Here is a 26,615-nt window from a genome sequence, read left to right as displayed (position 1 = left end):
TTACCGCACCTTCAGCGTGGCCAGGCCAATCAGCACCAGCATCAGTGAAATAATCCAGAAGCGCACAATCACGCGCGGTTCCGGCCAGCCTTTCAATTCATAGTGGTGGTGAATGGGTGCCATGCGGAAAATACGCTGCCCGCGCAGTTTGAAGGAACCGACCTGCAGGATCACCGATAGCGTCTCCACCACGAATACGCCGCCCATAATCACCAGCAGAAACTCCTGACGCAGCAGCACGGCGATAGTGCCGAGCGCGCCGCCCAGCGCCAGGGAACCGACATCCCCCATAAAGACCTGCGCCGGGTAAGTGTTGAACCACAGGAAACCAAGACCCGCACCGACAATGGCGGTACAGACGATCACCAGCTCACCCGCGTGACGCAGATAAGGGATATGCAGATACTCGGCAAACTTCACGTTACCGGTCGCCCACGCCACCAGCGCGAAACCGGCGGCGACAAACACGGTTGGCATAATCGCCAGGCCATCCAGCCCGTCGGTCAGGTTGACCGCATTACTGGTGCCGACAATCACGAAGTAAGCCAGCAGCAGATACAGCAGGCCAAGCTGCGGCATCACGTCTTTAAAGAACGGCACCACCAGCTCGGTCGCCGGGGTGTCTTTGCCAATCATATACATGACAAAAGCGGCACCGAGGGCGATCACCGACTGCCAGAAATATTTCCAGCGGGCGATCAGGCCTTTAGTGTCCTTGCGCACCACTTTGCGGTAGTCATCGACGAAGCCGACAATGCCATAACCGACCAGCACGAACAGTACGCACCAGACGTAAGGGTTTGATGGATAAGCCCACAGCAGCACCGAAATGGTGATGGAGGTGAGGATCATAATCCCGCCCATGGTCGGCGTACCGCGCTTGCTGAAGTGCGACTCAGGACCGTCGTTACGTACCACCTGGCCAAACGACATTTCCTGCAGGCGGGCGATCATGCGCGGGCCCATCCACAATGAAATAAACAGCGCGGTCAGCAGGCTGACAATGGCGCGAAACGTCAGGTAGGAGAAGACGTTAAAGCCAGAATATAAAGAGACCAGATGCTCGGCCAGCCAGACTAACATGTGCCTTTCTCCTGTAAGGTTTGCACTACCTGCTCCATCGCGGTACTACGTGAACCTTTAACCAATACGGTAATGTGTGAATGCTGTGACAGCAGCGCCAGCGCACGCGCGCTCAGGGCTGCCTTCTCCGTAAAGTGCTCACCCACGCCGCTGGCATCAGAGATACCCTGGCTGAGCGTGCCCACGCTTAAAACTTTATCGATGCCGGCCAGGCGAGCCGCTTCGCCGACCTGACGATGACACTCGGCGGCTTCTGCCCCCAGTTCGCCCATGTCGCCGACGATCATTACGCGGTAGCCCGGCATTTCAGCCAGCACCTGCGCGGCGGCGGTCATTGAACCGACGTTGGCGTTGTAGCTGTCATCCAGCAGCAGCTTGTTTTCACCCAGTGCGATCGGGAACAGGCGCCCCGGCACGGCTTTAAGCTGGCTCAGCCCCTGCTGCACCGCCGTGAGCGGCGCTCCGACAGAGAGGGCCAGCGCCGCCGCGGCCAGCGCGTTAGCAATGTTGTGACGGCCCGGCAGCGGCAGGGTAATCGCGATGTCGCCCTGCGGGCTGTGCAGCGTGAAATGGGTACCCTTAGCGCTGAACTTCACCTCAGAGACGCTGAAATCACAGTCAGCCTGCGGCTCCGGTGAGAAGCGCCAGACGGTTTTGCCGTGCAGCGTCTGCTGCCAGTGCGGCCAGTCGTTGCTGTCGCTGTTGATAATAGCGGTGCCGTGCAGCGGCAGACCGTTGAAAATCTCACCTTTGGCTTTCGCCACGCCCGCCAGCGACCCGAACCCTTCCAGGTGCGCTGCGGCCAGGTTATTGACCAGCGCCGTCTCCGGGCGCGTCAGTTCGGTGGTATAGGCGATCTCACCCTGGTGGTTAGCCCCCAGTTCGATCACCGCATACTGGTGAGCTTCGGTCAGGCGCAGCAGCGTCAGCGGCACGCCGATGTCGTTATTCAGGTTACCCGCGGTGTAAAGCGTCTCGCCACATTCACGCAGAATGGCGGCGGTCATCTCTTTAACCGAGGTTTTGCCGGAGGAACCGGTGAGCGCGACGACGCGGGCAGTGGACTGCTGACGCACCCAACCCGCGATCTGGCCGAGGGCAATGCGGGTGTCAGCGACCACAACCTGCGCTACCGCGACAGGTAAGTGCTTACTCACAAGCAGCGCTAAACAGCCAGCGCTGATAGCGTCACCGACGAAGTCATGGGCATCGAAGCGTTCGCCTTTCAGGGCGATAAACAGGCAGCCTGCGCTCACCTTACGCGTGTCGGTGGTCACTTCGGTGATGCTGCGGTCAGCGCCGTACAGCGTGCCGCCGGTGATCTCAGCCAGCTGCTGCAGAGTGAAGGCGATCATGCTATCACCCCCAGCAGACGCGCCACGGTCACGCGGTCAGAGTAATCAAGGCGCTGGCTGCCGATAATCTGGTAATCTTCGTGGCCTTTGCCAGCCACCACTACAATGTCGCCTTCCTGCGCCTGCATCACCGCGTTAGTGACCGCTTGCGCACGCCCCATTACCACGCGGGCGCGGCCGGGGTCCAGCAGGCCAGTCAGCACATCGGCCACAATCGCCGCCGGATCTTCACTGCGCGGGTTATCATCGGTGATCACCACCACATCGGCGAACTGCTCGGCAATCGCCCCCATTAGCGGGCGCTTGCCTTTATCGCGATCGCCGCCGCAGCCAAACAGGCACCACAGCTGCCCTTTACAGTGCAGTCGCGCGGCGCTCAGCGCTTTTTCCAGCGCGTCTGGCGTGTGCGCATAATCCACCACTACCGTCGGTTTTCCCGGCGCGCTAAACACTTCCATGCGCCCGGTAACCGGCAACAGCTGGCTTGCCGTAGCGACCAGCGCCATCAGTGGATAATCCAGAGACAGCAGCGTCGCCAGCGCCACCAGCAGGTTGCTGACGTTGAATGCGCCCATCAGGCGGCTGTCAATTTCACCGTTGCCCCAGCTTGACTCAAAGCGCACGGAAGCCCCGCCGTCGTGATAGCGAACGTCAGTGGCTTTCAGCCAGCGGCCGTGACAGCCAGGCTGTAAATTGTTTTCCATGGTGACGGCAACGGCGTCAGGCAGCTGCTGCAGCCAGCGGCGGCCGACTTCATCATCGGCGTTGATAATCGCCTGGCCGACCTGATGCTCAGAGAACAGCAGCCATTTCGCGGCTTCATAGCGCGCCATATCGCCGTGGTAGTCGAGGTGGTCGCGGCTGAGATTGGTAAAGGCGGCAGCCGCAAACGGCAGGGCCGCTACGCGATGCTGCACCAGGCCGTGCGAGGAGATCTCCATCGCCGCCAGCGTGGCGCCTTTGTTGACCAGCGATGCCAGCAGATGCTGAACGTCAACCGCTGAGCCGGTGGTATTTTCCGCCGGGGCCAGCTGGCCATACACGCCGTTGCCGACGGTCCCCATCACCGCGCCGGTTTCACCCAGCAGCTGCGCCCACTGCGCCAGCAGCTGCGTAGTGGTGGTTTTGCCGTTAGTGCCGGTCACGCCAATGAGCTTGAGCTTTTCGCCTGGCTGCTGATAGAAGCGCCCGGCCAGGGCTGATAAACGCTGTGAGAGCTGGGCAAGGTAGATAACCGGCACGCCGTGCATCTCTACAATTTGCCCATCTTCCGCTTCACCTTCGGCATCCGCGATGACCGCCGCCACGCCCTGAGCAATGGCCTGGGGAATAAAACGACGGCCGTCAGCCGCATGGCCTTTCACTGCCACAAACAGATCGCCGGAGGCCACTTCACGGCTGTCCAGCGTCATTTCACGCAGCGGGCGATCGGGCGCAGCAGGCACCCATGGAGCCAGTAAGTCGCGCAGATTACGATCGGTCACTCGATCCCTCATTCTTGTTAGTTACCATCTCGCTTTTGTCACTGGTGGGTATGGCATCCGGTTCAACGTTCATGGTGCGCAGCACGCTGCCCATGATGGCGCCAAATACCGGCGCGGATACCGCACCACCGTAATATTTGCCGGCCTGCGGGTCGTTAATCACCACCACCAGCGCAAAACGAGGGTTGCTTGCAGGTGCAACACCTGCGGTATAAGCAATGTATTTATTGACGTATTTCCCGTCCGGCCCAACTTTCTTCGCCGTACCGGTTTTAATCGCGATGCGGTAACCCTTGATCGCCGCTTTAACGCCACCGCCGCCCGGCAGGGCAACGCTTTCCATCATGTGCAGCACGGTGCGCACCAGCGGTTCAGGGAAGACGCGCTGACCCGCCACCGGCGGGTCAACTTTGGTAATCGACAGCGGGCGATAAATGCCATAGCTGCCCATCGTTGCGTAGACTCGCGCTAGCTGTAACGGCGTTACCATTAGCCCGTAGCCGAAAGAGAAGGTGGCCCTCTCTATGTCAGACCACCGTTGTTTTTGAGGGTATATGCCACTGCTTTCTCCGACCAACCCCAAATTGGTCGCTTTGCCGAAACCAAAACGTGAGTAAGTATCTACTAACGCGTTGGAAGGCATCGCCAGCGCCAGTCGAGAAACACCGACGTTGGACGATTTCTGGAGCACCCCGGTCAGGGTCAGTTCGCTATAGCGCGCCACGTCTTTAATTTCGTGGCCGTTAATACGGTAAGGCACGGTGTTCAGCACGCTGCCTTCACGTACCACGCCGCGCTGCAGTGCGGTCATTACCACCATTGGCTTCACGGTGGAACCAGGCTCGAAGATGTCGGTAATCGCGCGGTTACGCATCACATCTTTTGTCGTGCCGGAGAGGTTGTTCGGGTTGTAGGCCGGGCTGTTAGCCATTGCCAGCACTTCGCCGGTGTTGACATCCACCAGCACCGCGGTGCCCGACTCCGCTTTGTTAAACGCCACGGCGTTGTTCAGCTCGCGGTAAACCTGTGCCTGCAGGCGTTCGTCGATGCTCAGCGCGAGGTTATGCGCCGCCTGGCTGTCCACCGAGGAGATATCTTCAATCACGCGGCCGTTACGGTCTTTACGCACGGTACGTTCGCCCGGCTGGCCGGTTAACCACTTATCAAAACTTTTTTCAACGCCTTCAATACCCTGGCCGTCGATATTAGTGAAGCCAATCAGGTGAGAAGTGACCTGCCCGGCAGGATAGTAGCGGCGTGACTCTTCGCGCAGAAAGATGCCCGGCAGCTTGAGTTTTTTCACATAGTCGCCAATAGCCGGGTTGACCTGACGCGCCAGATAAACGAAGCGGCCGTTAGGATTGGCATTCACGCGTGCGGCTAACTGGTCGAGCGGAATCGACAACGCGTCAGACAACGCCTTCCAGCGGCTGTCGAGCGTAATGCCACCCTTGTCGTGCAACTCTTTCGGATCGGCCCAGATGGCGTTGACCGGTACGCTGACGGCCAGCGGGCGGCCAGCGCGGTCGCTGATCATGCCGCGTGAGGTCGGTACAGCCTGCACGCGCAGGGAGCGCATGTCCCCTTCACGCACCAGGCGGTCAGGATTGATCACCTGCAGATAGGCCACGCGCAGCAGCAACCCTGCCAGCGCAAGGAAAATACAGCCACACAACAACGCAAAACGCCAGCTGACAAAGCTGGCCTGATCTTCCGTGCGTTTCGACTTCTGCGTCTTATTTGCGGCTCTCATTGAGTCCGGGCGTCCTTATTGCTGTACCACAATATTTTCCTGCGAAGGATCAACATGCTGCATCTGAAGTTTCTCCGTAGCTGTACGTTCCACCCGGCTGTGATCGCCAAGCGCATTCTCTTCGAGGATCAGGTTGCGCCATTCGATATCCAGCGCATCCCGCTCCAGTACCAGCTGTTCACGCTGTGCGGTTAGCAAGCGGGTTTTATGCGCGGTGGTCACCACCGTCACGGCAGTTACCAGCACCGCAATCAGCAAAATCAGAGCGATCTTGCCGTGGCGTAACAGGTCACCACCGATGACGCCGGGTAAATTGTGGCGCTCGTTACCGATCATGATGCCGTTCGCTCCGCGATGCGTAATACGGAACTGCGCGCGCGCGGATTATCGGCCACTTCGCTGTCGCCCGGCATCATTTTGCCCAGCGCTTTCAGCTGGCGACCGCCCAGGCTGCTGAGCTGGGCTTCGGTCATCGGCAGGCCATGTGGCACCTGCGGTCCGCGGCTCTGCTCGCGCATAAAGCGTTTCACAATGCGGTCTTCCAGCGAGTGGAAGCTAATAATCGACAGTCGACCACCCGGGGCCAGCGCGCTCAGTGCGCCCTTCAGCGCCTGTTCAATCTCTTCGAGTTCGCTGTTTACCCAGATACGGATTGCCTGGAAGCTGCGCGTGGCCGGGTGTTTGAATTTGTCTTTCACCGGCGTGGCGACATAAATCACCTCGGCCAGCTCTTTGGTGCGCGTCATCGGCTGTTCACGATTGCGCTCAACGATGGCGCGGGCAATGCGCTTAGCGAAACGCTCTTCACCGAAGGTTTTCAGCACGAAGGCGATATCCGCCTCTTCCGCTTTCAGCAGCCATTCGGCAGCTGACTGGCCGCGCGTCGGGTCCATACGCATATCCAGCGGCCCGTCACGCATAAAGGAGAATCCACGTTCGGCATCATCCAGCTGCGGTGAGGAGACGCCCAGATCCAGCAGGATCCCATCAATCTTCCCCTGCAGGCCGCGCTCTTCGGCATACTCTGCCAGTGCAGAAAACGGACCGTGGATGATGCTGAAACGAGGATCGTTAATCTCAGCAGCGGCTGCGATAGCTTGCGGATCGCGGTCGATAGCATATAAACGACCCTGCTCGCCCAGCTGGGAGAGGATCAGGCGTGAATGTCCGCCGCGGCCAAAAGTGCCATCAATGTAGATGCCGTCAGGTTTGATATTGAGGCCGCTTACCGCCTCGTCTAACAGCACCGTTCTGTGTTTGTAAGTATCCTGCATAGCTATAACGACAAATCCTGCAGCCGCTCAGACAGGGGTTCCTGTGAGGACTGCTCTGCGTCAATATCATCCTTGACTTGTTGATACCAGGTCTGTTCATCCCACAGTTCAAACTTGTTGAACTGCCCAACCAGCATCACTTCTTTAGTCAGGCTCGCATGTTGACGAAGCGTATTCGCCAGCAGTAAACGGCCTGCATTATCCATCTGACATTCACTGGCGTGCCCCAGCAGGAGGCGTTGTACACGGCGCTCTGCGGGGTTCATGCTGGATAAACGCGACAGCTTTTGTTCAATGATTTCCCATTCGGGTAAGGTGTAAAGCAACAGGCATGGCTGGTGGAGGTCAATGGTACAGACCATTTGCCCCTGTGATTCCCCGATCAGCGTTTCGCGATAGCGCGTTGGCACGGCAAGCCGGCCTTTGCTGTCGAGATTGACTAACGTTGCTCCCCGGAACATGTCAGCCTCACCCCCCAGATACCCAAAATCACCACTTTACTCCACAAATTCCCACCAAAAGAGTGTACGGAGCAGAGGAAAACATTGTCAAGCCGCAGTAATAGCGGATTGGCATTATTTCTTCGTGAGATAAAACGTAGGGAAGTTAGAAACAAACCGCCTGAGGAGAGAATTCAAAAATAAACTAATGAATAGTGGCAGGAAATTCTCACACACCTTTAAGCTGCTCAAAAAAATACCACATTTTGACCGTAAAAAATAAACTGCCCGCTTTGCGACACCGGCGGCATTTTAAGGCATTTCCTAACACTTTCCCAGCGTGATGCAGATTCTCTGCGGCAGGCGCGTGGCGACAGGTGCAACAACTTATTTATAAACGTTAAGTTTTATAATCAAAAGCTGACGCCGACGGCTGGGCTTTACTTTTATTTACCTGTCTGGCTGAGCGCGGACGCTTAAATGTGAGGAGGGGGCCAAAGGTGGCTCAGATTGGTTCTGGACAAACGGGGGCGGAAATAATGGGCGCGACGTTGCGCGCCCACTGTCTTAGTTTGCTTTGCGGTTCAGACGCCCACGGCGATAAAGATTACGGCGAATACGCGTCAGCCCCGGCTTTGGCTTGCGCGGCTCATCAAGACTGGCCAGCACCAGTTCCAGCACGCGCTCTGCCACATCGCGATGACGCTGGCCCACTGCCAGCACCGGGCACTCAAGGAAATCCAGCAGTTCGTGGTCGCCAAAGGTGGCAATCGCCAGGTCCTGTGGTAAACGCCCTTCACGTTTCAGCGTCACGTCCATCACGCCCTGCAGCAGGCCGAAAGAGGTGGTGAACAGTGCTTCCGGCATCTCGTGGGTGTCGAGATAATTTTCGAACAGGGCCGCCGCTGCGCTGCGCTCAAAGCTGTTGGCATAGATAAAGTCGATCGGTCGTTCATCGCCCTTCCACGCATCGCGGAAGCCCAGCTCGCGCAGGAAGCTGACGGACAGCTCCGGCAGCGCGCCAAGGAACAGCACCGATTTCGCCGGCAGCTTACGCAGTTCAGCACCGAGCGCTTCTGCATCGTCCTGATCGGCACCGACCACGCTGGTGAAGTGCTCACGATCCAGCGCCCGGTCCAGCGCAATGATCGGCAGCGGATCATTGACCCAGCGCTGATAAAACGGATGTTCCGGCGGCAGTGAGGTCGAGACGATAATTGCATCGACCTGGCGCTGTAGCAGATGCTCAACGCAGCGCATTTCGTTATCGGGCTGATCTTCTGAACAGGCGATCAGCAGCTGATAGCCGCGCTGGCGCGCCTGGCGTTCCAGATAGTTAGCAATTCGGGTGTAGCTGGTATTTTCCAAATCGGGGATCACCAGCCCTATTGAGCGCGTACGACCGGCGCGAAGCCCTGCCGCCACCGCGTTAGGGTGGTAATTATGTTCACGCACCACCGCCATCACTTTCTCGACGGTTTTATCGCTGACACGATACTGCTTAGCCTTGCCATTAATCACATAGCTGGCCGTCGTGCGCGAAACACCCGCGAGGCGCGCAATTTCATCCAGTTTCACAATAACCCCACACTTCTTTATGGATTAGCATTTGTCACATCTAACCGCAGAAAAGTGTGGCGAGCAACCGCTTTTCATCCGCAGCAGGCGCTTTGTGACAAATAAAAAAACCCGGCATTACGCCGGGTTAGCAAACAATTCTGATCGTCACCTGGTGAAATTACCGCATGATACGATCGCCGCGCGACACGCCAACAATGCCGGAGCGCGCAACTTCAACGATTTCCGCCACTTCGCGCACGGTGCTGAGGAAGGCATCCAGCTTATCGCTGGTACCCGCAAGCTGAACCGTGTAAAGCGATGGCGTGACGTCAACGATCTGCCCACGGAAGATCTCCGCCGAGCGTTTCACCTCTTCGCGACCGTAGCCGCTGGCCTGAATCTTCACCAGCATGATCTCACGCTCGACGAAAGCGCCCTGGCCCAGCTCACTGACGCGCAGCACGTCCACCAGCTTGTGCAGCTGCTTTTCGATCTGCTCAATCACCTTCTCGTCACCGACGGTCTGAATGGTCATGCGTGACAGCGTCGGGTCGTCCGTTGGCGCCACGGTCAGGCTTTCAATGTTGTAGCCACGCTGGGAGAAGAGACCCACCACGCGGGACAATGCGCCGGATTCGTTTTCCAGCAGAACCGATAATACACGACGCATAATTAAGTCCTCTCCGTTTTGCTCAGCCACATTTCGTCCATACCGCCACCGCGAATATGCATCGGGTAGACGTGCTCGGTGCCATCAACGTTGACGTCAACAAACACCAGGCGCTCTTTGCCTAACTGTTCCAGTGCTTCTGTCAGCTTCGATTCCAGCTCGTCAGGGCGATTGATCGAGATACCAACATGGCCATAGGCTTCCGCCAGGCGCACGAAGTCAGGCAGTGATTCCATATAAGATTGTGAATGGCGACCGGAGTAGATCATATCCTGCCACTGCTTCACCATGCCGAGGAAACGGTTGTTGAGGTTTAGCACCAGCACCGGAATGCCGTACTGCAGCGCGGTAGACAGCTCCTGAATATTCATCTGAATACTGCCGTCACCGGTCACACAGACTACGGTTTCTTGCGGCAGCGCCAGCTTGACGCCCAGCGCAGCCGGCAGGCCGAAGCCCATGGTGCCGAGACCGCCGGAGTTGATCCAACGGCGCGGCTTGTCGAACTGATAGTAAAGCGCGGCAAACATCTGATGCTGACCCACGTCAGAGGTGACATAGGCTTCACCTTTGGTCAGACGGCAGATGGTTTCGATCACCGCCTGCGGCTTAATCTTATCGCTGGTGCGGTCGAACTCCAGGCACTGACGGGAACGCCACTGCTCAATGCTCTGCCACCAGTCGCGCACGCTGTCATAATTCTGCTGCACGTCGCTCTGGCCCAGCAGCTCCAGCATCTGTTGCAGCACCTGCTTCGCATCACCCACGATCGGCACATCGGCGGCCACGGTTTTCGAGATCGATGTTGGGTCGATATCGATGTGCAGCACGGTGGCATTCGGGCAGTATTTTGCCAGATTGTTGGTGGTACGGTCATCGAAGCGCACGCCAACGGCGAAGATCACATCGGAGTGATGCATCGTCATGTTGGCTTCGTAGGTACCGTGCATGCCGAGCATCCCCACGCACTGACGGTGCGTGCCCGGGAAGGCGCCCAGCCCCATCAGCGAGGTGGTCACCGGAACATTCAGTTTCTCGGCAAGCGTCAGCAGCTCTTCGTGGCAGGCTGCATTAATCACACCGCCACCGGCATAGATCACCGGCTTTTTCGCCGCCAGCAGCGTCTGCAATGCACGCTTAATCTGACCTTTGTGACCCTGCGTCGTCGGATTGTAAGAGCGCATGCTCACTTCATCCGGCCAGACGTAAGGCAGTTTGTTCGCCGGGTTCATCATATCTTTTGGCAGGTCAACCACCACCGGGCCAGGACGACCGCTGGCAGCCAGCCAGAAAGCTTTCTTCATGATGGTCGGGATATCTTCAACCCGCTTCACCATAAAGCTGTGTTTCACCACAGGACGGGAGATCCCGACCATGTCGCACTCCTGGAAGGCGTCATAACCGATAAGCGAGGACATCACCTGACCGGAGAGCACCACCATCGGGATCGAGTCCATATAGGCCGTGGCAATACCGGTAATGGCATTGGTGGCACCGGGACCGGAGGTGACCAGCACCACGCCGACATCACCGGTGGCACGGGCGTAACCATCCGCCATATGCACAGCGCCCTGTTCGTGACGGACCAGGATGTGATCTACACCGCCGACGGTTTGCAGAGCGTCATAGATATCGAGGACCGCTCCACCGGGATAGCCGAATACATGTTTTACGCCCTGATCGATTAACGATCGGACCACCATCTCGGCTCCTGACAACATCTCCATTTTTGCCTCCAGGCTTTAAGGTGCTGATTTATCTGCGGACAGATAAGGTCAAAACCTGTTTTTTATGCTCAGAAATTGGAAATCATTTCCAACATCCAGGTACAGGGCGCAGCCCCACTCGTTGGATAAACGTTATTGAGTTATGAATTCTTGTGGGCGTTTATCGCAAATACCATAACCGTAGAAAAGTTGGCAGGCAAACGGCAAACCACACCACGAGTGCGCAAAGCGTTAATTAAGGCTCTGCCGCCCTACCCTTGCCAGCGACAATTACACTGAAAATAAGGCATTCCAAAAGCGGAATATACTGCTGCCCGGTTATTTGCATTGTGATCGTTTTGTTATTAAAACTCTGTGGCATCGAATGCCCGGTCGGCTGAATAATGACCATGCGCAGCGGATTGTTATTGATGGTTGACAGCCCTAGGTTTGATCGGGTATCAATAAAGCCACTTTACAATTTATGGGGTCTGATTCAATGATTCGTTCCACCCGCCTACTCGGTCTACTACTAAACGCATCCTCATTGCGCGGTAGACTTGTGGGCGGAATCAATCACTGATTCAGGCTTGCAAAACTAAGAAACCCGCGCCAATGCGCGGGTTTTTTTATGCTCGCGGCAACCGGCGACGTAAACACGACAAGGAACAACCCAATGAGCCAACAAGTCATTATTTTCGATACCACTCTGCGCGATGGCGAGCAGGCATTACAGGCCAGCCTGAGTGTGAAAGAAAAGCTGCAAATTGCCCTGGCACTGGAACGTATGGGCGTCGACGTCATGGAGGTCGGCTTCCCGGTCTCCTCCCCGGGTGATTTTGAATCGGTGCAGACCATCGCCCGCCAGATTAAGAACAGCCGGGTTTGCGGTCTGGCACGCTGTGTGGAAAAAGATATCGACGCAGCCTACGAAGCGCTGCGCGTGGCGGAGGTCTACCGCATCCACACTTTCCTGGCGACCTCGCCGATGCACATTACCACCAAACTGCGCAGTACCCTGCCAGAAGTGATTGAGCGTGCGGTGAAGATGGTGAAGCGCGCCCGTAACTACACCGACGATGTGGAGTTCTCCTGCGAAGACGGCGGCCGAACGCCAATCGATGACCTGTGCCGCGTGGTAGAAGCCGCGATTAATGCCGGTGCCACCACCATCAACATCCCGGATACCGTCGGTTACACCCTGCCTTACGAATACGCCAACATCTTTAGCGCCCTGCGCGAACGCGTACCCAATATCGATAAAGCGATCCTGTCCGTCCATACCCATGATGACCTGGGCATGGCGGTCGGCAACGCGCTGGCCGCGGTAAATGCCGGTGCGCGCCAGGTTGAAGGCGCCATGAACGGCCTGGGCGAGCGTGCCGGTAACTGCGCGCTGGAAGAGGTGATCATGGCGATTAAAACCCGCAGCCAGCTGATGAATGTGCACACGCGCATTAATCATCAGGAGATTTACCGTACCTGCCAGACCGTCAGCAAAATCTGCAATATGCCTATCCCGGCACATAAAGCGATTATCGGTTCCAACGCATTCGCCCACTCCTCCGGTATCCACCAGGATGGCGTGCTGAAGAACCGCGAAAACTATGAAATCCTGACCCCGGAATCTATCGGTCTGAAGCAGGTACAGCTGAACCTGACTTCGCGCTCCGGCCGCGCTGCCGTGAAGCACCGCATGGAAGAGATGGGCTACACCGAAGCCGAGTACAACATGGATACGCTGTACGAGGCCTTCAAAGCACTGGCCGATAAGAAAGGCCAGGTCTTCGATTACGACCTGGAAGCGCTGGCGTTTATCAACAAGCAGTCTGAAGAGCCGGAATACTTCAAGCTGGACACCTTCAACGTGCAGTCCGGTTCTACCGTAATTGCTACCGCCACCGTGCAGCTGGGCTGCGGTGATGAGCAGAAAACCGAAGCCGCTACCGGTAACGGTCCGGTTGATGCGGTCTATCAGGCGATCAACCGCATCACCGATTTCGATGCTGAGCTGATCAACTATCAGCTGACCGCCAAAGGCCACGGTAAAGATGCGCTGGGCCAGGTAGATATCGTGGTGCAGTACAACGAGCGTAAATTCCACGGCGTCGGTCTGGCGACCGATATCGTTGAGTCTTCAGCAAAAGCCATGGTTAACGCACTGAATAACATCTGGCGCGCACGCCAGGTCGAGCAGGAATTGCAGCGTAAGTCGCAGATGAAAGATCAGAAGGAAGCCGTATAAATGTCCAGCAGCTACCATATTGCAGTATTACCCGGTGATGGCATCGGCCCGGAAGTGATGGCTCAGGCCAGCAAAGTGCTGGACGCAGTACGCGAGCGCTTCAACATGCGCATCTCCACCAGCGAATATGACGTCGGCGGCATCGCTATTGACCGCCACGGTGAGCCGTTACCGCAGGCAACGATTAAAGGCTGTGAGCAGGCGGATGCGATTCTGTTCGGCTCGGTCGGTGGCCCAAAATGGGAACACCTTCCGCCTGCAGAACAGCCGGAGCGCGGCGCACTGTTGCCGCTGCGTAAGCACTTCCAGCTGTTCAGCAACCTGCGCCCGGCCAGCCTGTATCAGGGGCTGGAAGATTTCTGCCCGCTGCGCCGCGACATTGCCGACCAGGGTTTCGACATTCTGGTGGTGCGTGAACTGACCGGCGGCATCTATTTTGGCCAGCCAAAGGGGCGTGAAGGCAGCGGAATGCATGAGCGCGCTTTCGACACCGAGGTTTATCACCGTTTCGAAATTGAACGCATTGCGCGTATCGCTTTTGAGTCAGCGCGCAAACGCCGCAACAAGGTAACCTCGATCGATAAAGCTAACGTGCTGCAGTCCTCTATTTTGTGGCGTCAGATTGTTAACGAAGTGGCGCAGGACTACCCGGACGTTGAGCTGAGCCATATGTATATCGACAATGCCACCATGCAGCTGATCAAGGCGCCGTCGCAGTTTGACGTGATGCTGTGCTCAAATCTGTTTGGCGACATCCTGTCGGACGAATGCGCGATGATCACCGGCTCGATGGGCATGCTGCCCTCCGCCAGCCTGAATGAGAAAGGCTTTGGTCTGTTCGAACCGGCGGGCGGTTCCGCGCCGGATATCGCCGGGAAAAATATCGCTAACCCGGTGGCGCAGATCCTGTCACTGGCCCTGCTGCTGCGCTACAGCCTGAATGCGGCAAACGCCGCCGACGCAATTGAGCACGCCATTAACCGCGCGCTGGAAGAGGGTTATCGCACCGGCGACCTGGCCGGTAACGGTAAAGCGATCGGCACCGATGAAATGGGCAGCGTGATTGCCCGGTTTATTCGCGAAGCATAATGATGAAAACACTGTACGAGAAGCTGTTTGATGCGCACGTCGTGCACGAAGCACCCAATGAAACACCGCTGATCTATATTGACCGTCACCTCGTCCATGAGGTGACCTCAGCGCAGGCATTTGACGGCCTGCGCGCGCACGGCCGCCCGGTGCGCCAGCCGTCAAAAACCTTTGCCACCATGGATCATAACGTCTCCACCCAGTCGCGGGACATCAACGCCAGCGGCGAGATGGCGCGTATCCAGATGTCGATGCTGATGAAAAACTGTGAGGCGTTCGGCGTGCAGCTGTTTGACCTGAACCATCAGTTTCAGGGCATCGTACACGTGATGGGGCCGGAGCAGGGCCTGTCGCTGCCGGGCATGACTATCGTTTGTGGTGATTCCCATACCTCCACCCACGGCGCGTTAGGCGCGCTGGCGTTTGGTATCGGCACCTCCGAGGTCGAACACGTGCTGGCCACGCAGACGCTGAAACAGTCGCGGGCGAAAACCATGAAGGTGGAAGTGCGCGGCAAAACGGCGGCGGGCATTACCGCGAAAGATATCGCGCTGGCGATTATCGGTAAAACCGGCAGCGGCGGCGGCAACGGTCACGTGGTCGAATTCTGCGGCGAAGCGGTGGAAGCCCTGAGCATGGAAGGCCGCATGACCCTGTGCAACATGGCGATTGAGCTGGGCGCGAAGGCCGGGCTGATTGCGCCTGATGACACCACCTTTAACTACGTTAAGGGCCGTCGCTTTGCCCCGAAAGAGGCTGAGTGGCAGCAGGCGGTAGATTACTGGCGCACGCTAAAATCCGATGATGGCGTGCAGTTCGACAAAGTGGTGACGCTGGATGCCGCCGATATTGCGCCGCAGGTAACCTGGGGCACCAATCCCGGCCAGGTGATCGCCGTCAGCGATCTCATCCCGGACCCGGCGTCGTTCAGCGACCCGGTGGAACGCGCCTCTGCGGAAAAAGCGCTGGCCTATATGGATCTCAAACCCGGTATTCGCCTGACCGATGTGCGCATCGACAAAGTGTTTATCGGCTCCTGTACCAACTCGCGCATTGAAGATCTGCGCGCGGCGGCGGCGGTGGTAAAAGGCCATAAGATCGCTGCTGGCGTGCAGGGGTATGTGGTGCCCGGTTCCGGCCCGGTGAAAGCTCAGGCGGAAGCGGAAGGTCTGGATAAGATCTTTATTGATGCGGGTTTTGAATGGCGCCTGCCAGGCTGCTCGATGTGCCTGGCCATGAACAACGACCGCCTCAGCCCGGGTGAACGCTGCGCTTCCACCAGCAACCGTAACTTTGAAGGTCGCCAGGGGCGCGGCGGACGCACTCATCTGGTCAGCCCGGCGATGGCAGCCGCAGCAGCCGTAGCCGGCCATTTTGCCGACATTCGTGAGCTGGCGTAAGGAATTATTATGGCGAAAAAATTTACCCAACACAGCGGTATCGTGGTGCCGCTGGATGCAGCCAACGTCGACACCGATGCGATTATCCCCAAGCAGTTTTTGCAGATGGTGACGCGCACCGGTTTTGGCCGCAATCTGTTTTATGACTGGCGCTACAGCGACGCTGAGGGGCAAATCCCTAACCCGGACTTTATCCTTAACCAGCCGGCGTTCAGCGGTGCCAGCATTATGCTGACCCGTGAAAACTTCGGCTGCGGCTCCTCGCGTGAACATGCACCTTGGGCGCTGACCGATTATGGCATCCAGGCGATTATTGGCTCCGGCTTTGCCGATATCTTTGCTAATAACTCGTTCAATAATCAGCTGCTGCTGGTGACGCTGAGTGAAGCAGAAGTGGATGAGATGTTCCGGATGGTCGCCGCTGAGCCGGGCATGCGTTTTACCGTTGATCTGGTCAATCAGCAGGTGCTGGTCGGGGATAAAGCCTGGCCGTTTGAGATCGACAGCTTCCGCCGCCACTGCCTGATCAACGGTCTGGACTCCATTGGCCTGACGTTGCAGCACGATGCCGATATCAGCGCCTGGGAACAGAAACAACCCGCGTTTTTGCGTTGATGCGGCGGCGGGCTGACCGAAAAAGAGGGTCAGCCGCTACAAATACGGTAGGGTTCGACCTTTTTTTCCGGTCGACCCCTATCTATCACTCCGCTCTTTTCTCCCGCACCCGCCACGACAGCGCAAACGACACTATCGCCAGCAGCAACGCCAGCCAGTAAACCGCGTCATGCCCGAAGGTCTCCGCCAGCGCCCCCTGCAGCACCCCCGCCAGAATGACCCCGGTCGAAATACTGTTGGTAAACAGCGTGGTGGCCGCGCCGGGGCGCCCAGGCATTAAATCCTGGAACCAGATCATGCCAATCCCGGCAATAATGCCGATAAACACCGCATTAAACAGCTGCAGTATCATCAGCGCCGTGCGGCTGTGAAACAGCACCAGCCCGAGATAAAACAGCACGCCGCAGCCGATCGCCAATAGCATCATGGTGCGTTTACCAAAGCGTTTCACAGAGTGCCCGGCCAGCAGCATTACCGGGATCTCCAGCCCGGCCGCGGTGCCCATCAGCAGCCCGGCCAGTTTCTCCGGCAGCCCCAGCACGCCGCTGATATACAGCGGCATATCAATGATATACATGGTATTGCAGGTCCACATGATCACCGAGGCGATAAACAGCATGCGCACGTCCGCACTTTTCCAGGCGCTCATCTCGGTGATAGGAACTGCCCCGCTACTCTCCGCACGCGGCACCGACGGCAGGGTAAACCACACCAGCGCCACGCAGGCAACGAACAGCGCTGCGGCAACGATAAACATGGTGGTAAAGCCATAATTCAGGGCAATAGCAAACGACAGCGGCGGGCCAATCACCCACGCCAGCGACAGCTGGGCACGCATCACCGAGCTGAACATCACCGCCTCACGCGCCGAGCTGTCGGCATATTCCCGCGCCAGGGCAAATATCTGCGGCATCGCCACGCTGGCAATCGCCGACAGCAGCACCCCGGCGGTGATCAGCGTCAGATAGTGGCGGTTGAAGGCAAACAGCAGCGCGTTCGCCACCGCCATCACGCAGCAGAACAGGATCAGCATGCGCCGGTCGCCGCGATTGTCGGAGCGCTTCGCCAGCAGCAGGCTGACCACAATCCCCGCCACCGCATTCACCGTATAAAACAGCCCGACCCAGAACGGCCGCACTGCGACTTCACGGCTGAGGAACAGGCTCAGCGTCGGTGCCTGGAGCGCCCCGGCGACGCCGACCATAAATGAGACAGCCATAAAAGCCAGGTACACCGGATGAATACGGCGATTGCGAAGGAGCGATTTCATTACGGGTGCCTCGACCTGCAAAAATGGAGAGAGTGCTAAACCAATAGCTTAGAAGAGAAAGCATGAAAAAAGCCAGCGGCGTAGACGCCAGCTGGCCGGTGAAAAGCACCATACTCAGAATGACCCCAGCGGGGTCTGGATGATCAAGTGCCATTCCGAAGAATGCCTCCCACTCTTTCATCTGCCAGCATTATCACCGTAATATAGGGCAGCAAAAACAGACGGCTTTTAACACAGGGTTCCCCTTTTATGTCTTCACCGCGTTTGCAGCAGCAGTTTATCCGGCTCTGGCAGTGCTGCGAGGGTCAGTCACAGGAAACCACGCTGAGCGATCTGGCGGTCCAGCTCAGCTGTTCACGCCGCCATATGCGCAACCTGCTGAACGCCATGCAGGATCAGGGCTGGCTGGAGTGGCAGGCGGAAGCCGGGCGCGGTAAGCGCTCACGCCTGACCTTCCGCTACACCGGGCTGGCCCTGCAGCAGCAGCGGGCGGAGGACCTGCTGGAGCAGGACCGCATCGATCAGCTGGTGCAGCTGGTCGGCGACAAAAACCGCGTGCGCCAGATGCTGCTGTCGCACCTCGGGCGCAGCTTCCGCCAGGGGAAACATATCCTGCGCGTGCTCTACTACCGCCCGCTGCTCAATCTGCTGCCCGGCACGCCGCTGCGCCGCTCCGAAACCCACCTCGCCCGCCAGATCTTTAACGGGCTGGCGCGGATAAATGAGGAAAACGGGGAAATCGAGCCGGACATTGCCCACCACTGGCAGCAGATCGCCCCGCTGCACTGGCGCTTCTTTCTGCGCCCGGCGATTCATTTCCACCACGGCCGCGAGCTGGAGATGGACGATGTCATCGCCACCCTGGAGCGCCTGAAACAGCAGCAGCTGTTCAGCCACTTCGCGCAGATTGAAAGCCATACGCCCTGGACGCTGGATATCCATCTCAGCCACCCTGATGCCTGGCTACCCTGGCTGCTGGGCAGCGTCAGCGCGATGATCCTGCCAAAGGAGTGGCCGCACATGCGCAACTTTGCCCGCCAGCCGGTGGGCACCGGAGCCTACGCGGTCGAGCGCAACCAGCACAGCCAGCTGCGCATCTCGGCGTTTGACGACTACTTTGGCTACCGGGCGCTGATTGACGAGGTCAACATCTGGGTGCTGCCTGAGATCAGCGACGAGCTGGTCTACTCCGGCGTGAAGCTGCAAAGCGAAAATACCGATGAGAAATCAGAGGAGAGCCGCCTTGAGGAGGGCTGCTACTTCCTGATGTTTGACCAGCGCTCCGCACACGGCCGCAACGAGCAGCTGCGCCGCTGGATCAGCACCATCTTCAACCCGATCGCGCTGCTTAACCACAGCGGCATCGCCTATCAGCGCTACTGGTTCCCGGCCTACGGCCTGCTGCCGCGCTGGCACCACCGGCGCGATATGGCGATTGCCGGGAAGCCGCCGGGGCTGACTTCGCTGACCATCACCTGGTATAGCGACCACATTGAGCACCAGGGCATCGCCAACGCGCTCGGGCCAATCCTGGCCGCGCACGGCGTCGAGCTCATCACTCAGGAGATCGACTATGAGAGCTGGTATCGCGGCGAAGCCGAAAGCGATATCTGGCTCGGCAGCGCCAACTTTACCCTGCCGCTGGAGTTCTCGCTGTTTGCCCTGCTGTATGAGATCCCGCTGATGCACCACTGCGTGCCGATCGACTGGGAAAGCGATGCGGAGCAGTGGCGCCAGCAGAAGCTGCCGCTCGCCGACTGGAGCAAGCAGCTGATTGAGAGCAACTTCCTGCATCCGCTGTTCCACCACTGGCTGCTGCTGCACGGGCAGCGCAGTATGCGCGGCGTACGCATGAACACCCTCGGCTGGTTTGACTTCAAGTCTGCCTGGTTCGCGCCGCCGGAATCATGACGCTTTCGTAACTAAGATGAAGCATTTAGAATATGAACCTTTCCAGTAGGCGTTATTGTCGCAGGCAGTTTGGACACGGACAGCGCGGAAAAACCGGAGCGTACACGCAGTACGTGAGGATTTTGAGCACTGCCCAGGTTCAAAATGGCAAGTAAAATAGCCTAATGGGATAGGTTCTAAGCCGCGATTAGCGGCCCACCCCACTCAAGGAACGCCACGTGTTGAAAAGAATACTGCCTCTGCTGGTGCTGTTTTCCCTGCCTGCCTTCGCGGCGAAAGAGACCCTGACGGTTTACACCTATGACTCTTTCTCCGCCGACTGGGGCCCCGGCCCGGCGATAAAAAAAGCGTTCGAAGCGCAGTGCAACTGCGAGCTGAAATACGTGGCGCTGGAGGATGGCGTATCGCTGCTCAACCGGCTGCGCATGGAAGGCAAAAACAGCAAGGCCGACGTGGTGCTGGGGCTGGATAACAACCTGCTGGATGCCGCCGAAAAGACCGGGCTGTTTGCCCCGGCCACTGTCGACACCCACGGCAGCACGGTGCCGGGCGGCTGGCACAACAGCACCTTCGTGCCGTTCGATTACGGCTGGTTCGCCTTCGTTTATGATAAAACCAAACTGCAAAATCCGCCAAAAAGCCTGAAAGAGCTGGTGGAGAGCGACCGACCGCTGAAGATCATTTACCAGGATCCGCGCACCAGCACGCCGGGACTCGGCCTGCTGCTGTGGATGCAGAAAGTGTTCGGCGCTGACAGCCCGCAGGCGTGGCAGAAGCTGGCGAAGAAAACCGTCACCGTCACCAAAGGCTGGAGCGAAGCCTATGGCCTGTTTCTGAAAGGGGAGAGCGATATGGTGCTGAGTTACACCACCTCCCCGGCTTATCACCTGATTGCCGAGAAGAAAGACCAGTACGCCGCCGCTAACTTCAGCGAAGGCCACTATCTACAGGTAGAGGTGGCCGGGCAGCTGAAGGCCAGCAAGCAGCCTGAACTGGCACAGCAGTTTATGCAGTTCATTCTGACGCCTGCCTTCCAGGACACTATCGCCACCGGCAACTGGATGTACCCGGCGATCAAAACCACCCTGCCTGCCGGTTTCGACACCCTGACCGTGCCCGCCACCTCTTTGCAGTACAGCGCCGGGGACGTAGCGAGCCAGCGCAGCAGCTGGATTAGTGCATGGCAACGCGCCGTCAGCCAGTAATCCCCGGCTGGCTGCTGCCCGGCGCGATTGCCGCACTGCTGCTGATCGGCGTGGCGCTGCTGGCGTTTTTTGCCCTGTGGCAGAATGCACCCGCAACCGACTGGCGCGCACTCTGGCATGACAGCTATCTGTGGCACGTGCTGCGCTTCTCCTTCGGCCAGGCGCTGCTGTCGGCGCTGCTGTCGGTGTTACCGGCGATTCTGCTGGCGCGGGCGCTGTATCGCCGCCGCTTTCCCGGGCGCGCCACCCTGCTGCGGCTGTGCGCCATGACGATGGTGCTGCCGGTGCTGGTCGCCGTGTTTGGCATTCTCAGCGTCTATGGCCGCAGCGGCTGGCTGGCGCAGCTCTGCGCCCTGCTCGGCATCCACTATTCGTTCACGCCTTACGGCCTGCAGGGCATCCTGCTGGCGCACGTCTTCTTTAATCTGCCGCTGGCCACGCGCCTGCTGTTGCAGGCCTTGCAGCAGATCCCCGGCGAACAGCGCCAGCTTGCTGCCCAGCTGGGCCTGGGCGGCTGGGCGCATTTTTGCCTTGTCGAATGGCCGTGGCTGCGGCGGCAGATCCTGCCGGCAGGCGCGCTGATCTTTATGCTCTGTTTCGCCAGCTTCGCGACGGTGCTGTCGCTTGGCGGCGGACCGCAGGCCACCACCATCGAGCTGGCGATTTTTCAGGCGCTGAGCTTTGACTACGACCCGGGCCGCGCCGCTCTGCTGGCGCTATTGCAGATGGTCTGCTGCCTGGGGCTGGTCGTGCTGAGCCAGCGTCTGAGCAAGGCGATTCCGGCGGGCAGCGACAGCCTGGGCGGCTGGCGTAATCCGCAGGACAGCTGGCGCGCACGCCTGCTTGACGGCGTGCTGATCGCGCTGGCGCTGCTGCTGATCCTGCCACCGCTGCTGGCGGTGGTCGCTGACGGGCTCAATCAGGGCTTTAGCGGCGTATTGCAGCAGACCGCGCTGTGGCAGGCGACGTTTACCTCGCTGCGCATCGCCCTCGGGGCCGGGCTGTTGAGCGTGCTGCTGACGGTGATGCTGCTGTGGAGCAGCCGCGAACTGCGCCTGCGTCAGCATTGGCTGTGGAGCCAGGCGCTGGAGCTAAGCGGCATGCTGATCCTCGCCATGCCCGGTATTGTCCTGGCGACCGGCTTTTTCCTGCTGCTCAACCAGAGCGTCGGGCTACCGGACTCCGCGGACGGCATCGTTATTTTCACCAATGCGCTGATGGCGGTGCCCTATGCCATGAAGGTGCTGGAAAACCCGCTGCGCGACATCGCCGAGCGCTACAACCGCCTCTGCTTATCGCTGGATATTCGCGGCTGGAACCGCCTGCGGCTGATTGAGCTACGCGCCCTGAAACGCCCGCTGGCGCAGGCGCTGGCCTTTGCCTGCGTACTGTCGATTGGGGATTTCGGCGCGGTGGCGCTGTTTGGCAACGAGCACTTCCGCACGCTGCCGTTCTACCTCTATCAGCAGATAGGTTCGTACCGCAGCAGCGACGGCGCAGTAACGGCCCTGCTGCTGCTGCTGCTCTGCTTCCTGCTGTTCACCGTGATTGAAAAACTGCCGGGGCGCCATGTTAAGCCTGACTAATCTCACCTATCTGTACAACCACCTGCCGATGCGCTTCACCTTCAGCGCGCAGGCGGGCGAGCGGCTGGCGATCCTCGGCCCGAGCGGCGCGGGCAAAAGCACCCTGCTGAGCCTGCTGGCCGGCTTTCTGCCGATCAGCGGCGGCGATCTGCGGCTAAACGGCTGCGATCATCGTGCGACGCCTCCGGCGCAGCGCCCGGTGTCGATGCTGTTTCAGGAGAACAACCTGTTTCCGCACCTGACGGTGGCGCAGAATATTGGCCTTGGCCTGCACCCCGGGCTGAAGCTCAGCCACCAGCACAAGCATGAGTTACAGAACATCGCCCAGCGCGTCGGGCTGACGGATGAGCTACAGCGCCTGCCGCATCAGCTCTCCGGCGGCCAGCGCCAGCGTGCGGCCCTCGCCCGCTGCCTGGTGAGACAACAGCCGATCCTGCTGCTCGACGAGCCGTTCTCCGCCCTCGATCCGGCCCTGCGTAAAGAGATGCTGGCGCTGGTGGATGAGGTCTGTGCCGAGCGCAATATCACGCTGCTGATGGTGTCGCACAGCATTGAAGATGCCGCGACCATCGCACCGCGCAGCCTGCTGATCGTTGACGGAAGGGTTTACTGGGATGGCAGCACCGCGCTGTTGCAGCGCGGTGCCGTGCCGGAGGCGGCGGTACTCGGGGTGACTTTAGAAAAACACCTCCCATAACAGATGGCGGAAAATCGGCATCATCGGGTGGAACTGAATCGCGGTAAAGCTGGCTATCGCCAGCACCGCCACCAGCGGCGCTAACCAGCGCAGGCGCGCAACCGGCAGAAACGGCGTGGCCCAGTCGTTCTGCTTTTTCGCCCGCAGCCAGCGCCAGCACAGCCAGCAGCCGAACCACACCAGCAGCGCCACGCCGAGCAGCAGCCACTTAAACATCCCGCTGCTGGCGTCTTTCGGCACGTCAATCGCCACGCCCGCCAGGATCCCCGGCAGCAGATAGAGCGGCGGCCACAGAATGCAGCCAATCAGGTTCGGCGGAATAAATTTGCGCACCGGCAGCTCCAGCATCCCTGCCACCAGCGGGATCAGCGGCCGCGTAGGCCCGACAAAGCGCCCGACGATAATGGTAAACATGCTGTGCGCGTGCAGCGCATGTTCGGTTTTATCCATCAGCTTCTGGTGTTTTTTGATAAACGACCAGCGGTGCAGCGGCCCTTTAAACTGCCAGCCGATAAAATAGGAGATCCAGTCACCGAGCAGGCAACCTATCGTCCCCACCGCCCACGCAGGATAGAGCCCAATCTGCCCGCTGCCGATCAGCGCGCCAAAGGAAGCCATTAACACCGTTCCCGGCAGCAGCAGCCCGACCAGCGCCAACGATTCAAAGAAAGTCACCAGGCCGATCGCCAGTAGCGACCAGGCCAGTGATTGGGTAATTAAATGTTGCAGCCAGGCTTCCATATCATTCCAAAACGGTAAGAAGAACCCTGGATTCTCCAGAGGCAGCTGGAAAGCGTCAAGGCCTGATTTGTATGGGAACGTATGGCGGCGAGTGAACAACACAATCACTGTATAAATAAACATGCTATCATTGATGAATTATGATGCAGGAGAATTTGGGTGAACGACGCACGTGCAGGATTCCTGTTAAGCCGCCACTGGCGCGATACGCCCGCCGGCAGTGAGGTGGTGCTGTGGCTGGCAACCGACAGCGGGCCACAGCAGGTGGTGTTACCGCCGCAGGAGTCCGTGGCGTTTATCCCCGCAGAGCAGCAGGCGGATGCCGCGGCCTTACTGGCTGGTGAGCGGCACTGGCGCTTTGCCGCGCTTGAGCTGAAGGATTTCCGCCAGCGCCCGGTGGTCGGCCTCTACTGCAAGCAAAACCGTCAGCTGCAGAAGCTGGAAAAGCTGCTGCGCGAAAACGGCATCGCCGTGTATGAGGCCGACGTGCGCCCGCCCGAGCGCTATCTGATGGAGCGCTTTATCACCGCCCCGGTGTGGTTCAGCGGTCAGCCTTCCGGCGATCGCCTGGTCAATACCCGGCTGAAACCCCACCCCGACTATCGCCCACCGCTAAAGTGGGTGTCGCTGGATATCGAGACCACCCGCCACGGCGAGCTTTATTGCATCGGGCTGGAGGGCTGCGGCCAGCGTGATGTCTATATGCTCGGCCCGGAAAACGGCGATGCCAGCCAGCTGAACTTCAACCTTGAGTACGTTGATACCCGCCCGCAGCTGCTGGAAAAACTCAATGCCTGGTTTGCCCGCCATGACCCCGACGTGCTGATTGGCTGGAACGTGGTGCAGTTCGACCTGCGCGTGCTGCAAAAGCACGCCGACCGCTACGGCATTCCTCTTCAGCTTGGGCGCGGACACAACGGCGCGCTTGAGTGGCGCGAGCACGGGTTTAAGCCCGGCGTCTTCTTCGCCCAGGCCAGCGGGCGGCTGATAATAGACGGTATTGAAGCGCTGAAGTCCGCCTTCTGGAACTTTGACTCTTTCAGTCTGGAAGCGGTATCGCGCGAGCTGCTCGGCGAAGGGAAAGCGATCAATAATCCGTGGCAGCGCATGGAGGAGATCAACCAGCGCTTCGCCGAGGACAAGCCCGCGCTGGCGCTTTATAACCTGAAAGACTGCGAGCTGGTAACGCGCATCTTCCAGCACACCGAGCTGATGCCATTCCTGCTGGAGCGCGCCTCCGTCAATGGCCTGGCGGTCGATCGTCACGGCGGATCGGTGGCGGCGTTCAGCCATCTTTACCTGCCGCGCATGCATCGCGCCGGATTTGTCGCGCCAAATATGGGTGAAGTCGCCCCGCAGGCCAGCCCCGGCGGCTACGTGATGGACTCACGCCCCGGCCTGTATGATTCGGTGCTGGTGCTGGATTATAAAAGCCTGTATCCGTCGATTATCCGCACCTTCCTGATTGACCCGGTCGGGCTGGTGGAAGGAATGGCGCACCCTGACGAGGCCGATTCCGTTGGCGGCTACCTGGGCGCCCGCTTTTCGCGCACCACCCACTGCCTGCCGGAGATCGTTAACCAGATCTGGCAGGGGCGCGAAGCGGCAAAAAAACAGGGTAACAAGCCGCTGTCGCAGGCGCTGAAAATTATCATGAACGCCTTTTATGGCGTGCTCGGCACCAGCGCCTGCCGCTTCTTCGACCCGCGGCTGGCCTCGTCAATTACCATGCGCGGCCATGACATCATGCGCCAGACGCGCGAGCTGATTGAGGCCGAAGGCTATGACGTGATTTATGGTGATACCGACTCCACCTTCGTCTGGCTAAAATCGGCGCACGACGAAACCCGCGCCGCTGAAATCGGTCATCAGCTGGTGGAGAAAGTGAACCGCTGGTGGCAACAGCATCTGCAGGCGGAGTACGGCGTCGAGAGTGCGCTGGAGCTGGAGTATGAAACCCACTTCAGCCGCTTTTTAATGCCGACCATTCGCGGCGCCGAACAGGGCAGTAAAAAACGTTATGCGGGCCTGATCCGCAAGGGTGAAAATCAGCGCATGGTATTTAAAGGGCTGGAAACGGTACGTACCGACTGGACGCCGCTGGCGCAGAAGTTCCAGCAGGAGCTGTACCTGAAAATTTTCACCGGCCAGCCCTATCAGGACTACATTCGCGAAACCGTGCGCCAGCTGCTGGATGGCGAGCTGGACGATCAGCTCACCTATAGCAAGCGCCTGCGCCGCCCGCTGGGGGAATATCAGCGCAACGTGCCGCCGCACGTGCGCGCTGCGCGCATCGCCGATGAGCAGAATCAAAAGCTTGGCCGCCCGCTGCTGTATCAGAACGGCGGCAAGATCCGCTATGTGATTGCCACCAGCGGACCGGAACCGCTGGAAGCGCGCATTACGCCGCTGGACTACGATCACTACCTTGAGCGCCAGCTGCAGCCGGTGGCCGATGGCATTCTGCCCTTCATGCATGATGACTTTGCTACACTGGTGACCGGACAAATGGGGCTTTTTTGACAGGTGAC

General features: G+C 58.9%; 22 protein-coding genes. 10 read left to right on the top strand and 12 right to left on the bottom strand.

Going from position 1 to position 26,615, the window contains the following annotated elements; translation table 11 throughout:
- From mraY to ilvI, 10 genes are all read right to left on the bottom strand, one after another.
- Entirely contained in the window at positions 1-1,083 is a 1,083-nt protein-coding gene (gene mraY, locus ACLI4M_RS13700) for a phospho-N-acetylmuramoyl-pentapeptide-transferase (RefSeq protein WP_048914878.1), read from the bottom strand.
- Positions 1,077-2,438 (bottom strand): UDP-N-acetylmuramoyl-tripeptide--D-alanyl-D-alanine ligase, encoded by a 1,362-nt coding sequence (gene murF, locus ACLI4M_RS13695; protein ID WP_133624533.1) that lies wholly within the window; start codon positions 2,436-2,438, stop codon positions 1,077-1,079. The genes mraY and murF overlap by 7 nt, the downstream gene beginning before the upstream one ends.
- Positions 2,435-3,922 (bottom strand): UDP-N-acetylmuramoyl-L-alanyl-D-glutamate--2,6-diaminopimelate ligase, encoded by a 1,488-nt coding sequence (gene murE, locus ACLI4M_RS13690; protein WP_133624535.1) that lies wholly within the window; start codon positions 3,920-3,922, stop codon positions 2,435-2,437. Before murE ends, murF begins: the two co-directional genes overlap by 4 nt.
- Positions 3,909-5,675, bottom strand: a complete 1,767-nt coding sequence (locus ACLI4M_RS13685; protein WP_048914875.1) for a peptidoglycan glycosyltransferase FtsI — start codon at positions 5,673-5,675, stop codon at positions 3,909-3,911. The genes murE and ACLI4M_RS13685 overlap by 14 nt, the downstream gene beginning before the upstream one ends.
- Before the next feature lie 15 nt (positions 5,676-5,690).
- Positions 5,691-6,011, bottom strand: a complete 321-nt coding sequence (ftsL, locus tag ACLI4M_RS13680; RefSeq protein WP_048914874.1) for a cell division protein FtsL — start codon at positions 6,009-6,011, stop codon at positions 5,691-5,693.
- A complete protein-coding gene (rsmH, locus tag ACLI4M_RS13675) occupies positions 6,008-6,949 on the bottom strand; it encodes a 16S rRNA (cytosine(1402)-N(4))-methyltransferase RsmH (RefSeq protein WP_048914873.1) in 942 nt (313 codons plus the stop codon). Before rsmH ends, ftsL begins: the two co-directional genes overlap by 4 nt.
- Positions 6,950-6,951: 2 nt before the next feature.
- Positions 6,952-7,410 (bottom strand): division/cell wall cluster transcriptional repressor MraZ, encoded by a 459-nt coding sequence (mraZ, locus tag ACLI4M_RS13670; RefSeq protein ID WP_048914872.1) that lies wholly within the window; start codon positions 7,408-7,410, stop codon positions 6,952-6,954.
- A gap of 546 nt (positions 7,411-7,956) precedes the next feature.
- Positions 7,957-8,967, bottom strand: a complete 1,011-nt coding sequence (gene cra, locus ACLI4M_RS13665) for a catabolite repressor/activator (protein ID WP_048914830.1) — start codon at positions 8,965-8,967, stop codon at positions 7,957-7,959.
- Between the two features lie 160 nt (positions 8,968-9,127).
- Positions 9,128-9,619 carry an acetolactate synthase small subunit gene (gene ilvN / locus ACLI4M_RS13660; RefSeq protein ID WP_048914829.1) on the bottom strand — a complete coding sequence of 164 codons (492 nt, stop codon included), beginning with the start codon at positions 9,617-9,619 and terminating at the stop codon, positions 9,128-9,130.
- 2 nt (positions 9,620-9,621) lie between these two features.
- Positions 9,622-11,346: an acetolactate synthase 3 large subunit gene (gene ilvI, locus ACLI4M_RS13655; RefSeq protein ID WP_048914828.1), complete on the bottom strand. Its 1,725-nt coding sequence runs from the start codon at positions 11,344-11,346 to the stop codon at positions 9,622-9,624.
- A gap of 463 nt (positions 11,347-11,809) precedes the next feature.
- Between ilvI and leuL the strand changes: the two genes are divergently transcribed.
- The 5 genes from leuL (at position 11,810) to leuD (ending at position 16,674) form a co-directional block, all read left to right on the top strand.
- Positions 11,810-11,908, top strand: coding sequence for a leu operon leader peptide (leuL, locus tag ACLI4M_RS13650; protein ID WP_208864893.1), 99 nt, complete (start codon positions 11,810-11,812; stop codon positions 11,906-11,908).
- Positions 11,909-12,001: 93 nt separating this feature from the next.
- Entirely contained in the window at positions 12,002-13,570 is a 1,569-nt protein-coding gene (gene leuA, locus ACLI4M_RS13645; protein ID WP_133624537.1) for a 2-isopropylmalate synthase, read from the top strand.
- On the top strand, positions 13,571-14,659 hold the full coding sequence (leuB, locus tag ACLI4M_RS13640) for a 3-isopropylmalate dehydrogenase (RefSeq protein ID WP_048914826.1): 1,089 nt from the start codon (positions 13,571-13,573) through the stop codon (positions 14,657-14,659).
- Complete coding sequence (gene leuC / locus ACLI4M_RS13635) at positions 14,659-16,059, top strand: 3-isopropylmalate dehydratase large subunit (protein ID WP_048914825.1); 1,401 nt, start codon at positions 14,659-14,661, stop codon at positions 16,057-16,059. Before leuB ends, leuC begins: the two co-directional genes overlap by 1 nt.
- 9 nt (positions 16,060-16,068) lie before the next feature.
- Positions 16,069-16,674, top strand: coding sequence for a 3-isopropylmalate dehydratase small subunit (gene leuD, locus ACLI4M_RS13630; protein ID WP_048914824.1), 606 nt, complete (start codon positions 16,069-16,071; stop codon positions 16,672-16,674).
- Between the two features lie 85 nt (positions 16,675-16,759).
- On the opposite strand, the gene ACLI4M_RS13625 is transcribed toward leuD, so the two are convergent.
- Positions 16,760-17,944 (bottom strand): MFS transporter, encoded by a 1,185-nt coding sequence (locus ACLI4M_RS13625; RefSeq protein WP_133624539.1) that lies wholly within the window; start codon positions 17,942-17,944, stop codon positions 16,760-16,762.
- Positions 17,945-18,193: 249 nt separating this feature from the next.
- On the opposite strand from ACLI4M_RS13625, the gene sgrR reads away from it, so the two are divergent.
- The 4 genes from sgrR (at position 18,194) to thiQ (ending at position 23,343) form a co-directional block, all read left to right on the top strand.
- Entirely contained in the window at positions 18,194-19,855 is a 1,662-nt protein-coding gene (sgrR, locus tag ACLI4M_RS13620; protein WP_133624541.1) for an HTH-type transcriptional regulator SgrR, read from the top strand.
- Between the two features lie 218 nt (positions 19,856-20,073).
- Positions 20,074-21,060, top strand: a complete 987-nt coding sequence (thiB, locus tag ACLI4M_RS13615; protein ID WP_099753880.1) for a thiamine ABC transporter substrate binding subunit — start codon at positions 20,074-20,076, stop codon at positions 21,058-21,060.
- Positions 21,036-22,646 (top strand): thiamine/thiamine pyrophosphate ABC transporter permease ThiP, encoded by a 1,611-nt coding sequence (gene thiP / locus ACLI4M_RS13610; protein ID WP_133624543.1) that lies wholly within the window; start codon positions 21,036-21,038, stop codon positions 22,644-22,646. Before thiB ends, thiP begins: the two co-directional genes overlap by 25 nt.
- On the top strand, positions 22,630-23,343 hold the full coding sequence (gene thiQ / locus ACLI4M_RS13605) for a thiamine ABC transporter ATP-binding protein ThiQ (protein WP_133624545.1): 714 nt from the start codon (positions 22,630-22,632) through the stop codon (positions 23,341-23,343). The genes thiP and thiQ overlap by 17 nt, the downstream gene beginning before the upstream one ends.
- Here the strand turns inward: thiQ and ACLI4M_RS13600 are convergent.
- The gene (locus ACLI4M_RS13600; RefSeq protein ID WP_133624547.1) at positions 23,323-24,084 is read right to left on the bottom strand and encodes a DedA family protein; all 762 of its coding nucleotides are present in this window, start codon (positions 24,082-24,084) and stop codon (positions 23,323-23,325) included. The two genes, thiQ and ACLI4M_RS13600, sit on opposite strands and share 21 nt — an antisense overlap.
- A gap of 159 nt (positions 24,085-24,243) precedes the next feature.
- Between ACLI4M_RS13600 and polB the strand changes: the two genes are divergently transcribed.
- Positions 24,244-26,607: a DNA polymerase II gene (gene polB, locus ACLI4M_RS13595; protein WP_133624549.1), complete on the top strand. Its 2,364-nt coding sequence runs from the start codon at positions 24,244-24,246 to the stop codon at positions 26,605-26,607.
- The last annotated feature ends 8 nt before the right edge of the window (positions 26,608-26,615 follow it).

It is taken from the genome of Erwinia sp. LJJL01 (assembly GCF_047300805.2).
GTDB lineage: Bacteria > Pseudomonadota > Gammaproteobacteria > Enterobacterales > Enterobacteriaceae > Erwinia > Erwinia aphidicola.
This window is presented reverse-complemented; position numbering and strand designations above follow the sequence as displayed.